Annotated in this window: 10 protein-coding genes; 6 read left to right on the forward strand and 4 right to left on the reverse strand. The window is 38.6% G+C overall.

Annotated elements, in window-relative coordinates; all coding sequences use genetic code 11:
- Nucleotides 1-81 precede the first annotated feature (81 nt).
- Complete coding sequence (locus HQN83_RS05635; RefSeq protein ID WP_173089353.1) at nucleotides 82-1,650, forward strand: serine hydrolase; 1,569 nt, start codon at nucleotides 82-84, stop codon at nucleotides 1,648-1,650.
- Between the two features lie 83 nt (nucleotides 1,651-1,733).
- Here HQN83_RS05635 and HQN83_RS05640 read toward each other — a convergent pair whose 3' ends face one another.
- Complete coding sequence (locus tag HQN83_RS05640; protein WP_173089354.1) at nucleotides 1,734-5,507, reverse strand: glycoside hydrolase family 44 protein; 3,774 nt, start codon at nucleotides 5,505-5,507, stop codon at nucleotides 1,734-1,736.
- A 180-nt stretch (nucleotides 5,508-5,687) separates the two neighbouring features.
- On the opposite strand from HQN83_RS05640, the gene HQN83_RS05645 reads away from it, so the two are divergent.
- The 5 genes from HQN83_RS05645 (at nucleotide 5,688) to HQN83_RS05665 (ending at nucleotide 9,570) form a co-directional block, all read left to right on the forward strand.
- A complete protein-coding gene (locus HQN83_RS05645) occupies nucleotides 5,688-6,428 on the forward strand; it encodes a hypothetical protein (protein WP_173089355.1) in 741 nt (246 codons plus the stop codon).
- A 4-nt stretch (nucleotides 6,429-6,432) separates the two neighbouring features.
- Nucleotides 6,433-7,506: a PCMD domain-containing protein gene (locus HQN83_RS05650; protein ID WP_173089356.1), complete on the forward strand. Its 1,074-nt coding sequence runs from the start codon at nucleotides 6,433-6,435 to the stop codon at nucleotides 7,504-7,506.
- A gap of 107 nt (nucleotides 7,507-7,613) precedes the next feature.
- Nucleotides 7,614-8,453 (forward strand): alpha/beta fold hydrolase, encoded by an 840-nt coding sequence (locus tag HQN83_RS05655; RefSeq protein WP_173089357.1) that lies wholly within the window; start codon nucleotides 7,614-7,616, stop codon nucleotides 8,451-8,453.
- Nucleotides 8,454-8,651: 198 nt separating this feature from the next.
- The gene (locus tag HQN83_RS05660; protein ID WP_173089358.1) at nucleotides 8,652-9,044 is read left to right on the forward strand and encodes a hypothetical protein; all 393 of its coding nucleotides are present in this window, start codon (nucleotides 8,652-8,654) and stop codon (nucleotides 9,042-9,044) included.
- Nucleotides 9,045-9,162: 118 nt separating this feature from the next.
- Nucleotides 9,163-9,570, forward strand: coding sequence for a hypothetical protein (locus HQN83_RS05665; RefSeq protein ID WP_173089359.1), 408 nt, complete (start codon nucleotides 9,163-9,165; stop codon nucleotides 9,568-9,570).
- Nucleotides 9,571-9,576: 6 nt separating this feature from the next.
- Here HQN83_RS05665 and HQN83_RS05670 read toward each other — a convergent pair whose 3' ends face one another.
- From HQN83_RS05670 to HQN83_RS05680, 3 genes are all read right to left on the reverse strand, one after another.
- Nucleotides 9,577-10,698 carry a hypothetical protein gene (locus tag HQN83_RS05670; protein ID WP_173089360.1) on the reverse strand — a complete coding sequence of 374 codons (1,122 nt, stop codon included), beginning with the start codon at nucleotides 10,696-10,698 and terminating at the stop codon, nucleotides 9,577-9,579.
- A gap of 1 nt (nucleotide 10,699) precedes the next feature.
- Entirely contained in the window at nucleotides 10,700-11,332 is a 633-nt protein-coding gene (locus HQN83_RS05675; RefSeq protein ID WP_173089361.1) for an ABC transporter ATP-binding protein, read from the reverse strand.
- A 174-nt stretch (nucleotides 11,333-11,506) separates the two neighbouring features.
- Nucleotides 11,507-12,343, reverse strand: a complete 837-nt coding sequence (locus HQN83_RS05680) for an oxidoreductase (RefSeq protein WP_173089362.1) — start codon at nucleotides 12,341-12,343, stop codon at nucleotides 11,507-11,509.
- Nucleotides 12,344-12,425 lie beyond the last annotated feature (82 nt).

A 12,425-nucleotide genomic window follows, 5' to 3' on the forward strand; every position in this document is an offset into this window, starting at 1 on the left:
AGCTGTGAAAAGAACAGATAAAAGTTATGTAAGAAATCTTAAATCAACTCATTATATTTAAGTCTCAATTAAACCCATTAAATGGAATCCATCATATCAATAAAAAAGCTGCTATTTATTGGACTTCTATTATTAACGGCTAGAATAGATGCGCAAGTATTGACATCAAAACAGATAGATAGTGTTTCTGAAAAGGTTTTAAGCGCCTTTGATGTACCAGGTATAGCAGTTGCGGTAATTAAGGATGGGAAAGTTATTCACGCAAAAGGTTATGGAGTTCGCTCGTTAAAATCTGGAATAAAAACTAATGAAAATACTTTGTTTGGAATTGCATCAAACACAAAAGCCTTTACTGCGGCAGCGTTAGGTATATTAATTGATGAGAACAAAATTGGCTGGGATACAAAAGTTACTGATGTGATTCCTGAGTTTAAAATGTTTGATCCTTATGTTACAGCGGAGTTTACCATTACTGATTTGCTTTCTCATAGAAGTGGCTTAGGATTAGGTGCTGGAGATTTAATGTTTTGGCCAGATTCATCTATAGTGTCAAAAAAACAGGTTATCCATAATTTAAGATACTTAAAACCTGTTTCGAGTTTCCGAACGAAATGGGATTATGATAACTTACTTTATATTGTTGCCGGAGAGGTAATTGCCAGGGTTTCAGGAATGATGTATGAAGATTTTGTTGAAACGCGTATCATGCAGCCTTTAGGTATGACAAATAGTGCTATGTCTTTTAACCGTTTAAAAGATAAAAGCAATAGTATAGATGCTCATGCTCCATTGAATGGCATAATAACAGCAATCCCAAAGGATTTTAATGAGAGTAGTAATGCTGCAGGAGGAATTAATACTAGTGTTAAAGATTTAAGTAAATGGGTTTTAACACAATTAAATGAGGGTAAATATGGCGATAAGTTAGATAAAACTTTATTTAGTAAAGGTGCTCAAAACCAAATGTGGACTTTGCACAGTGTTATTCCGGCAGGAAAAGGATTATATAACAGGCATTTTTTCGGCTATGGGTTAGGTTGGTTTTTAAGTGATGAAAATGGATACTTTATTACAGAACATACAGGTGGTTTAGCTGGAATGGTTAGTGAGGTTACCTTAATACCAGAGTTGAAATTAGGAATAATCGTTTTGACCAACCAACAATCTGGCGGTGCATTTTATGCCATTACTAATTCAATAAAGGATGGGTATTTTGGTATTAAAGGAAAAGATCGAATAAAAGAACAAGCTGATAGTGAAAAGGCAGAAAAAGAGTACGGTAAAAAGGTGACCGATAAAGTTTGGGCAGATATTGAAGCAGAACAAAAGAAGATTACTAATAAACCAGACTCTAGAAATTATCTTGGAACATATTCTGATGTTTGGTTTGGTGATGTAATTATTAGTGAACTAAATGGCAAAATGCATTTTCAATCGAAAAACTCTCCAAAGCTTAAAGGTGATATGATTTTTTACAAGGGGACAACCTTCATTATTAAATGGTACGACAGAAGTTTAGATGCTGATGCATTTGTTAACTTCTCATTAGATAATAATGCCATACCAAATGGCTTTAAAATGGAAGCAATCTCTCCACTAACAGATTTTAGTTTTGATTTTCAGGACCTCGACTTAAAGAGAAAACAGTAATTGAGCTTCGAAAGTGGTGTTTTATTGCTTTTACGTAATGAGAAAATTGGTTCTTTCACACTTATGGTGGTATCAGCACCGCTCTATTCATATACTGCCAGTTGCTTTACAAGTGGATCTTTACCCTCCGAACGGATAAAATAGAGGCCTTGTCGCAGATTTGGAAGGGAGATAGTGAGTTCTCCTTTAGCCTGGTTGACGGCAGATTTCCATAGTATTTTCCCGTAAAAATCTCTCAAGGTAATGGTTCTTTGTGCAGGTGTCAGAAAATCGTATTTCACATTTAATGTGCCATGTGCTTTTGCAGGATTGGGATAAATACTTAATGATGCTGCTGGATTTGCTTTTGATTGCTCATTAATAGTTAATGTAGCTGTTGAGGCTGTTTTACAACCTGTATTGGTTCCACCAACTACAACTGACTCGATGTATACAAAACCTTTGGTACCTTCTATCCGAATCTCATAGGTAGCTGGTGGAAGGGCTTTAAACTCTGCGTTTGTTATTCCTGCAGGGTTTGCTTTTCCATTAATAAAATAAGAGTATCCCGTTGTTGTTCCGTTTACACTGGTGATAGCTATTTTTCCGTTTGGTCCGCATGTCGCATCTGTAACATTTATTTTTACATCTGCAATGTTACTTCCGGTTGCTGTAATGTCGTCCAGTATGATGTCAACTCCACCAGTTTTTACCCCTGTGGCAAGGAATCCTATTCTGGCTACCTGTTTTTTGTCGATCTCGTCTCCTGCAAATATTTTTGACATGGGAATGCTTACCAGCTGATATTGGTTGGTAAATGATTTTATGTAACCACCGGCTTTTAAGTTTACAGCAGTTGTACTTGCAGTAAATCTGTCTTTCAGGAATACCTCAAGCTGATAATTCTGATCAGGTTTGTCCATTTTGATGTAGAAGTTAAGGTAGCCTTTAGAACTGAGATCTTTCAGCTGTGTGTCCTGAGTATCTTCATTCCAATCCCAGTGAACGGAAGCAAATCCGTCTGTAGCCATATCCAGGTGCATACGCATGCTTATAGGTTCTGCTTTTCCTCCTGTTTTTTCTATTTTACAGGTACTTTCATCATTTACCAAAATAGGTTTTCCGGTTTTGATGCGATCTCCATCCCAAAGCACGGTTTTTTCTGCTTTTTCAATCACAGTATAATTCAGCACGGTATCGACACTGTTTTCATCTGCATCCGTTGCACTCAGTCTTATTCCTTTTAGACCTTTACTTATTTGTGAGGGTATTTTAAAGCTGAAAGTGTATTTCCCGTTCAGAAGTTTCATGTCTTGCTTGTTACTTCCGTCAATAGCAGAAAGATCAAGTTTAACGGTCTTAAGGTTGTTGTCGGGATCTGTTGCTTTTGCACTGATTGTAACTTCTGTTTTGCCATCGGCATAGCCTTTAGCAGGGGTAATGGTAAGGTCGGATATAGCCGGTTTATAGACCGGATGTGTATAAGGAAGAACTTTAATCTCATCTACCCAAACATTAAATCCTTTGTTGGCAGTGTTTGACGTGAAATTAAATTGCCATACCTGATTGAGGTGGATGTTTGAACCCGATGTAAATGCGGCTATGGGTATTTTGACCCTGGTGTAGGTGGTTTTACTGAATGAACTGATGTAGCCGCCTGCCTTTAATGAAACACTTGCAGAGCTTTCGAGCTGAGCCGAGGCATCGCGTAAACTGACATCAATATCGGAGCCCTCGGGAGCGTCGGAGCGGATATAGAATTCGAGCGCTCCATAATCGCTGATGTTTACAGCATCGGCAGGATTATTTGAATTGGATAACCTCCATGTTAAGACATTGTATTTATTGTAATCGTGTTCGAAATGCATGAATAAGCTTCCGGGAGCATTATTACCACCTGTTTTCTCTGCTCTTACTTTGATAAGTGATGCCTTACTGTCGACCGCATCAAAAAATGCTTCACCTTTTCCTTTGGTAATTGCATCTCCATCCCAGATCATTAAGGAAGGTGTTTTTTTGATCACCCTGTAATTGATGAAGGATTCGGCAGTTAATTTTGTCGCATCTTCTGCTCGGATCTTGATGGATTTTAAGCCAGAAATACTTCCTGAAGGAATTTTTTGAGTATAAAGATAAAGAGATGGGGTTTTAGGATCTTGGATAAGGACAGTACCGGCCTTGCCGCCTACGGTACTCAAATCTGCTGTTACCTTGACGATGTCATTGTTTCCATCGCTTACTTTGACTTTCAGTTTAAAGGCCGCTGTTCCGTCAGAGTAACCTACTGCAGGTTCAACTGTAGCCTCTTCTATATCTGGATAAATAGAGAGGTCTTCTTCCGTAAATACAAAATGACATGCAGTTAATGCAGGTAATTTGTATTCAAAAGTATTGTTGGTGATGACTTTAACATTTTTGAGCTGACGGACGGTACTATTGGTATTGTCGAACGCCCATACCCTTGCGCTCTTATATTTACTGGGGCCTGTTACTGCAATTGTTGCGAGGATAGCCCCATCTTGACTTTTGTTCATGGCTATGACATGCAGTTTATTGTCGCTGTTACCCTCAATAGCAGCATGGATGGAAGAGAGGGCAATATTATTTGTTACCGATTTTACGGATACATCTCCAAATTTTCCACCTTTGCCATCGTAATTTCTATAAAGATCGAATCCGGATTTTACATAGCCTGTTACTGCACCCCAGTATGTGGCCAGGTATAGCCCTTGTTTGCCAAATATCCCTAAAGCATCGGCTTGGGCAATACCTCCGGAGGCATGTCCGGTTCCCATGTAACTGTATTCTGTAATTGCCAGTTTTGTTCCAGGATAATGGGTATTGATGTGCTGTTTGATTTTGGGTATAAATGGAAGGAATTGCTCTACTTTGTAAGGGTCTTCACCAATCCAGGTATCCTCAATATAGCTAGGATCCCAAAGGGATCTTGTCATAGCCATGCGGGCTGCATTGCTGGCATAATCTGACCGATCGCTGAAGGGATCTGCTCCGCTGTTATTGGTTTGTGGGTACCAATGTAAATCGAGAACATCTAGGAGTCTTTTCTTTAAAGAATCGCCTCTTTTTTTCATTCTGGCGAGATAAAGATCGATAAAGGTACTATATGGCCCTTTTTGCTCGTCCCAGTCTGGTGCAAACTGCAGATTCTCAAATTCGGAGACACCCCATGAGGCTGGACCATAGACCTCTGCAGTAGGATCCATTTCCTTGATTAGTTCTGCAAGCTCAAAGGATTGCTGCATGAGATATTTAACGGATACATGATTTGGCCCCCACATTCTGCTATGGGAATCGAACCAAAGGCCTGGTTCGTTGTCTAAGGCGTAGCCTTTTACCCCATTTTTTGTGTTGCTTTTTCCGAAATTCTGTAGCAGAAAATTGATCTCTTCTTGGGTATACATATAGGAGTCCTTTTGGTCGGGGGTAAGACTTAAAGGTAATTTTGCTGTAGGTTTTCGGTGTATCACATTTAGCCACCTGTTGGAAGGGGCTGCTTGTTGTGGGGTTACCGCTCCATTTTTATCTTTTGTAACGTATTTTGCCATGGGAAGGGTAACCAGGGAGTATGCTCCCTGGGTTACTGATCTGGATTGAAATGATTTTAGGGCAGCACCGGGTATATTGTAATTGTTTTCGGGAACTCCTTGTTCCCAAGGGACGTAGTTGTCACTTTCGTGGTACCAGTCTCTGCCGGCATTGGAGGCATTGTTTTCCCAATTGTAATTGGTTATTCTGTTGCCCCCTAGGCGCTTAGATGCGGCATGAGGGTAATTGTCGTTTGTGCCGTAAATTAGGGGACTGATGGCTTTTCTTTCCAGGGCTGTACTGATCTGAAGTTTTACTTTTGTTTGGGCCATTGCTTGTATACTAAATACAAGGAACAGGAAGTGAAGACTTTTGGAGAACATATAGATAGGGGTTACCGCTATCAAAATTAGCGTTGCTCTGCAATAGAAAACATTCTCAGATCATTAATTTTATAATCTTATATTTATATTAATTCCTCATTGGAAGTGGTAGCAATTATTAACTAACTCATGAAAAATTCTTTAATCTATTGTTCGGAAGCTTATATTTTAGGATGCTTATTTGTTTTGTTAAGTTTCTCTTCTGCAAAAGCTCAGTTAGATAGCTCATCTAATTATTTTTTGAAAAAGGGAAAAGTATATACAGGTGTTACTTTTGGCTTTGATAATAGCAAAATTGAAAATGAGGACAGATTAATTGTACTTATAGAAGATCGTAAAAACAACTCATTTGACGCGAAATTTGATGGTGGCTATTTCATCAAGGATAATTGGTCTGTTGGCGGGCTGATAAATTACGGAAGTTCACGGCGTGAAGGAGTAGATGTAAGCACACAAAATATACGCTCACAGGTTAATCAGGCATCTAAATTTTGGGGAATATACGGAACCACCAAGTTCTATATCCCTCTGGAAGCTAAAAATCGTTTTTTTTTATTTAGTGAGGTATTGCTAGGGGGAAGTTTTAACAATCAATTAAAGGAATCAACCACTGATGCTGTCTTAACAAGAACCTTTGTAAAGGACCGTGTTGCTGAGTTACGATTTGTACCTGGAATTATGATTAAAGTAGTTAGGGGATTCGGCGTGGAAACAGGTGCTCAAATTGCAGGCGTTAACGCAAAGTGGTCTAGGACAATGGTTAATGGGGAGCCGTATACTAAAAAGGAGTCTGTATCAGCCAATCTTTCTATAAATCTTTTAAGGTTATCATTAGGTTTTTATTATTTTTTTGATACCAAAAAGAACTAATAACATGAAACACGGACGGAAAATATTTACTTTAATTCTTCTTATATCAGTTTGCATCTTTTCATGTGTCAAAGAAAATTATTTTGGTAAATCAAAGCTTAAACAAATTCTCCTTTTTTCAATAGAGAATCAAAGCGGAAATACCCGTATTTTACAGGATAGTTTAAGTATATACTTAACAGTAGCTAACGATGCCAACATACATGCACTGGTTATAGATTCCATTTTACTCTCCACCTTCGCATCAATATCACCTGATCCAAAACAATCACAGGATTTCTCCAAACCTTTTACTTACAAAGTAACGGCTGAGGATGGATCTTCTGTTAATTATACTGTTTTTGTTAGCAAAGAGACCGGTAATCCACAGCTTGAAAATTCAGGATTTGATGATTGGTATATCCCAGAAGGGAAGTTGTATAAACAGCCGGGAAAAGATGCCAACACCATTTGGGCTTCAGCAAATGAAGGTGTAACAACCACAGGATCGAATAAATTTAACACAGCTCCTGTCTTAATTGCAGGAACTGACTTTGCTGCTCAACTGGTAACAAAAGACCTGGGAGCAATTGCTCAGATCACTAGACAACGAATGGGGGCGGCAACATTATTTACGGGTAAGTTTGTTTTAAACATCATAAATCCTTCTTTGTCTGCCCAATTTGGAATTCCATTTCAAGCTAGGCCTTCGGCTTTTAGTATTGAATACAATTATAAAGCCGGTACGCCCTACAAAGATGGATCAAATAATGTAATCAATAAACCGGATTCAGCAGATATTTATGTTTTACTTGAAAACAGAAGCGATCTAAATGCAATAAAAAGAATAGCTACGGGATGGTTACGTACTGCTAGCAGTGATAATACCAGCTATAAAAAAGCTACCATTACATTAATTTATGGCCAGTTGCCGGGCGCGACTCCTGCCTATCAAAAACCACAAAATGGACTATATGGATCTACAGCCGATGTGGTGACACATATTAGTGTGGTATTTGCCTCTAGTGCAAATGGCATTAATTACGAAGGTGGTGTAAATAGTACGCTTCTGCTAAACAACTTCTCATTGGTTTATTGAAAATGAAGACTTTTACTGTTTATTAGCCAAGCTGTCAAATCAGCGGAAAGGTTTTTTTCTGATATCGATAGTTTATTAATAGCTTAGAGAGTATAACGCTAATCAAAATGAAAACCCAGAAAACTTACTTTTACGCTAAAGTATCTTTAGCTATTGTGTTCTTTATGAACGTTTTGTTGCTGACAAATACGTACGCCCTTAAGCCGGAGAGACAATATGTTGCAAAACCGGATGCTGTTGGTATTAAATATGAAACTTATAAGATAAAGGTTAATGATTCGGTTACTCTGAATTCGTGGGTTTGTTTGCAAAGTGATTTGAAAAGACCTTTTATAGTTGTTTCGGGTTCGGATGCAGGGAATATGGCTAATTCTTTAGGGCAGGCAAAAGCGCTTTTTGATGAAGGGTATAATGTTGTTTTGTATGATTATAGGGGTTTTGGTGAAAGTTCTGATTTTAAAATGAACCCGAATATGGTGTATTACAATGAGTTTTCGGCAGATTTGAATAAGACAATAGAATTTGTTAATGCTAAATTTCGGCCAAAATCGATTGTTTTGTACGGGCTTTCGATGGGAACTATTGTTTCGCGGATGAGCGTTAATAGTACTGGTGTTATAAAAGGATTGATATTGGATTCTTTTGTCATTAATCCAAAACTTGTTGTTGAAAGGGTTCTTGCTTCAAAAAAGAAAGATCTTTTATTGCCAGAAAATGCGTCGGTGTACGTACAATCCAATACGATAGTTGTTGGTAAACCGATTTTGATTTTTTCGGGACTTAACGACCCTATTACCAAAACAGATGACTATAATGAGTTTCTTTCGAAAAATCCTACTTCTAAAATGGTGACTTGGGATTGTAACCATCTTGAATGTTTTACGTCGATGGGGGATGATCCGAATTTGTATGTTGTGGAGGTGAATAAGTTTGTTGATGGGTTGTAAGGGGAAATTTAAGTTAGATAATTTGTGTTGACAATGATAAATGAAAAAAAGAACCATTATAGCTATCATATTTTTAGTGCTTGCGGGCTTTTTATATTTCTATTTTAATCATACTCGTGGTTGGAGAGAGTTTCAGGGGAATGTAAATACTCCTAAGGAGTATTTGGCCAATATGTGGCTAGACACATTACTCCTACAGTGCCAAAACCATTTGTGCCCGGAGAGTGGGCGAAAAATTTTGACGCTTGGGGTAGAGCAGGTCTCCCTCCTCCAGATGAGGCGCCTCCTGCCGAGCAGGCTATTATAGATGTTGAATTTAAAGGGCCGAGTTTGGATAGAGTTGATCCATACTTTATAGTCTCGCCGCAAGGATTTTATAGTCCCAAGTATAAAATTGAAAGTAATTCTGGACTGCCAGATTCCCGATCTACTATCTATTGGGAGCCAAACATTATTACCAATGGAAAAGGGGAGGCATCAGTCTACTTTTATTCGTCAGATCTCCCCGGAAGTTATACGATAAGTGTTGAGGGGAGCGATTTGCAGGGAGAGATAGGAAGTTTGAAGTCGACAATAAAAATTGAGAAGTAAGTTGTAGGCTGGAGTTGTTTTTGTTATTGTTGGGGTATCTGTATCGTTTGATATTTACGTTTTTGTATCTGTATCCCCTGGAGGTGATTTCCTAATTTTGTTGAATAAGTTTAACGTTATGGCTTCAACAGAAAAAAAACAATCAGAGATCAGGCTTCGTGAGGTGTATTTATCAGATTTAAAATTGGTTATGGACCTTTATCATAGTGATTTAGCACCTGTTAAAAATGTAAATGGTTCGGGAAATGGACTTACTTCCGATTTTGGATTGCCAATTGGTATTGCAGAACAGAATGGTAAAGTGATTGCTTATTCGCGAGTAAACATTGATAGTAAGGGCATGCCTGTTTTTAATATTCATAGTGCTGAGGCTGCTGAAGCCAATATAGTTTGCGAGAGCCTGAATAATTTTTCGACTAAGCGTTTCCACACGATCTGGGGTGCAAATGCAGAGCAAGATTCATCTAATAAGCCAGTTATAAATGCTATTGATAGGTTAGTTGATTGGCTTAATCACTGTAGTTAATGCGTATTAATCATCGTATTTAAGAGCGATTGGGTCTTCTTTGAATTTGTAATAGTTGAAGTAAAAGATTAGGTATGCCAGGGTTATGTTTATGAGCGTTAAAATGCTCATTAGCTTAAACAATATGGTCATAAATATTATCACGAAAGTAAAGAAAACGGTTTTCATGTATTTTTCCTGATCTAAGCCGATTAGGTACAGTGAGTTCGCGAAAAATAATATAATACTTAAACAGAAGATGTATAGGCCTAGGGCTTGGGTTGGAGGAACGTTGAATAGTAGCCAAATAAGTTCTGGAAGTAGCAATACGCTGTAAGTGGCCAGTTGCGAAATGAAGAGCTTGAGTCGGGAGATGGGCAGGGCTTTGGTAAATGTTAGAAAGGTAACTTCAAATTGTCGGCCATCCAGTATTAGCAGGGAATGTGATGCTGCTATCGCCAGCATTGCTATCGCGGCTACGCGTATATCTGTTTTTACATCGGCAAATAATAGAAATACTCCGATGATGATTAGGTAGGATAAAAACTTAATGATGAGGTATTTTATCTTTAGATTATCGAAAACATAGTAAATGTATAGGGTGAAAAGGGGTTTCTTAAATCGTTTAGTTAATTTTAATATCCAGGACGATTTGCTTTCGTTAATTTGTTTTTGGATTAGCCAGGTGTAAAATAAAGCACTGAGGAGTAATAAGGCGGCAAGGTAAATGAGGATGATAAGGGCTGACAAAAAGTACTGATGGCTGATTGCAATGATAACGCTGAAAAGCATATAGGCCAGGATGGGTATGCTTACTGCGGTTTGTAAGATTATCCAGCCGATTAATTGTTGTGGCCTGGTGTAGCTGTTGATGCTGTAAAATAGGAATTGTTGATGGACTTGGTGGATTTTACCTGCGATAAAATGCCAGCATTTTATGGTGTAAAGGAAGAGTACGCCAAATACGATCATCATAATTAATGGCTTGGCTACAAAATATAGCATTACTGATGTGTGGAAGCTTATTATGCTTTCTGGTGGGCCGGGAGCAACTATGATGTATAGTATGAAAATAAATATTGGTGCATGGGCTTGGTAAAAGCTTTTGGCAAAGATTTTTAACAAAATATTGGTTAGTGGTTTTAGCATGCTAACTTATTTTTAATGTTTGTTCTTCGACTAATAATGCTTTTGTATTTGGTAGATAGGCAGGGTCTAATGGTTGGTGTGAGGTGATTAGAAATGTGGTTCCTTTTTGGTTGTGTTCTTTGTGTATTAGGCCGTAAAGGACTTTAAGGGAGTCGGTATCTATTGTGATGAGAGGCTCATCGAGTAGTATAATGCTTGGGTTGCCAATGAATGCGAGTAGTATTGAAAGTTTTTTGAGCATCCCGCTTGAGTATGAACTTACTGGTGTTTGGATGTAATGCTGCATTTTTAGGGCGTCGATGAGGTTTTCTTTTTGGGTTGTTGGAGCGTTTTTAGCTGAAACAAATAGGTCGATCATTTCTAATCCTGTAATGAAGGTTGGAAATAGCGGCTCTGCTTCGCTAAAGTTGACCATCTTTCGGTATTTAACGGGGTGTTTTTTTAAACTCGTTTGGTTGTTGATTAGGATGTCGCCCTGAAAGGAAAGCATGCCGGCCATTGATTTGAGGAGTGTGCTTTTTCCTGATCCATTAACTCCTTTTATCCAATATATGCCTGTTTCTAAGTGTAATTCGGGGATTTGTAGTGCTGTGTATTGTCCGTATGATTTCTTGAAGCTTTGTAGTTGGATCATATATTTGGAAGTATCTGCTCTGTTTGATTAAATGTGGAAGGAGTTGTTACAGGTTAGGTGCATGTTTTCTCGAGATGCATCAACCTAAAAGTCATAATGCGTCTACAGAGGTACAAAACTGGTAGCCACATCGGATTATGATGTGGCTGATAGTGTTTATGTGAGCAGAATCAATTAAGATTTAGGAAAATCTGCCCCTACTGTGGTTTCTTGCCATGCATCGAAGTCTTGGGCGAGTTCTTCAAGTTTTTTACGTGCATTTTTGAGTGCGGCAGCGCCGAGTAATAGCCGTAGGGGTGGGTTTTCTGTTTCTACCACTTTTATTATTGCTTTTGCGGCACGTATTGGGTCGCCTGGTTGGTTTCCGTTATAGCCTCTGATGTTGTCCTTGTTGCTGCCGGCGGTGGTTTTGTAGTCTTCAATTTCATTTTCTACTTCGTTGGCAGAGCGTCCTGCCCAGTCGGTACGGAAACCACTTGGTGCTATGATTGTTACTTTGATGCCTAATGGTGCGGTTTCTTTAGCTAATGCTTCGGAAAATCCATCGACAGCAAATTTAGTTGCATTGTAGTAGGCTAGTGCGGGAAAGGCCATTAAGCCGCCAATTGATGCGATGTTAATGATGTGTCCGCTTCGCTGTTTTCTCATGAGTGGCAGTACTGCTTTGGTCATGTTGGCTAGTCCGAAGAAGTTAATGTCGAACATTCGTCTGGTTTCATGATCGTCACTGGCTTCCACGGAGCCAAAATAGCCTATACCTGCATTGTTTACGAGAACGTCTACCCGGCCGAATATTTCGGTTATTTGTTTTATTGCATCGTTTATGTGGTTGTGTTTGGTGACATCTAGAGTGATGGCTATTGAGGTTTCGGGGTATTGTTTTACGATGTCTTCAACATCTTTAATGTCGCGAGAGGCAACACCTGCTTTATAACCAAGTGCTAATACTTGTTTTGCTAATTCGCGACCAAAGCCTGTAGAACAGCCAGTGATAAGCCATACTTTTTCCATAATACTTGTTTTATAATTTAATATGTAAGTAACACGATAAATGGATAATGGTTGTCAATATTTCATCATATTAGTATTTTGT

Origin of the sequence: Pedobacter foliorum (assembly GCF_013266735.1) — a bacterium.
Classification (GTDB): domain Bacteria; phylum Bacteroidota; class Bacteroidia; order Sphingobacteriales; family Sphingobacteriaceae; genus Pedobacter; species Pedobacter foliorum.

Bases quoted from the DNA above. Each gene is read 5' to 3' on its own strand.
- HQN83_RS05635 (WP_173089353.1), top strand. From the start codon at position 82: ATGGAATCCATCATATCAATAAAAAAGCTGCTATTTATTGGACTTCTA.
- HQN83_RS05640 (WP_173089354.1), bottom strand. From the start codon at position 5,507: ATGGCCCAAACAAAAGTAAAACTTCAGATCAGTACAGCCCTGGAAAGA.
- HQN83_RS05645 (WP_173089355.1), top strand. From the start codon at position 5,688: ATGAAAAATTCTTTAATCTATTGTTCGGAAGCTTATATTTTAGGATGC.
- HQN83_RS05650 (WP_173089356.1), top strand. From the start codon at position 6,433: ATGAAACACGGACGGAAAATATTTACTTTAATTCTTCTTATATCAGTT.
- HQN83_RS05655 (WP_173089357.1), top strand. From the start codon at position 7,614: ATGAAAACCCAGAAAACTTACTTTTACGCTAAAGTATCTTTAGCTATT.
- HQN83_RS05665 (WP_173089359.1), top strand. From the start codon at position 9,163: ATGGCTTCAACAGAAAAAAAACAATCAGAGATCAGGCTTCGTGAGGTG.
- HQN83_RS05670 (WP_173089360.1), bottom strand. From the start codon at position 10,698: ATGCTAAAACCACTAACCAATATTTTGTTAAAAATCTTTGCCAAAAGC.
- HQN83_RS05675 (WP_173089361.1), bottom strand. From the start codon at position 11,332: ATGATCCAACTACAAAGCTTCAAGAAATCATACGGACAATACACAGCA.
- HQN83_RS05680 (WP_173089362.1), bottom strand. From the start codon at position 12,343: ATGGAAAAAGTATGGCTTATCACTGGCTGTTCTACAGGCTTTGGTCGC.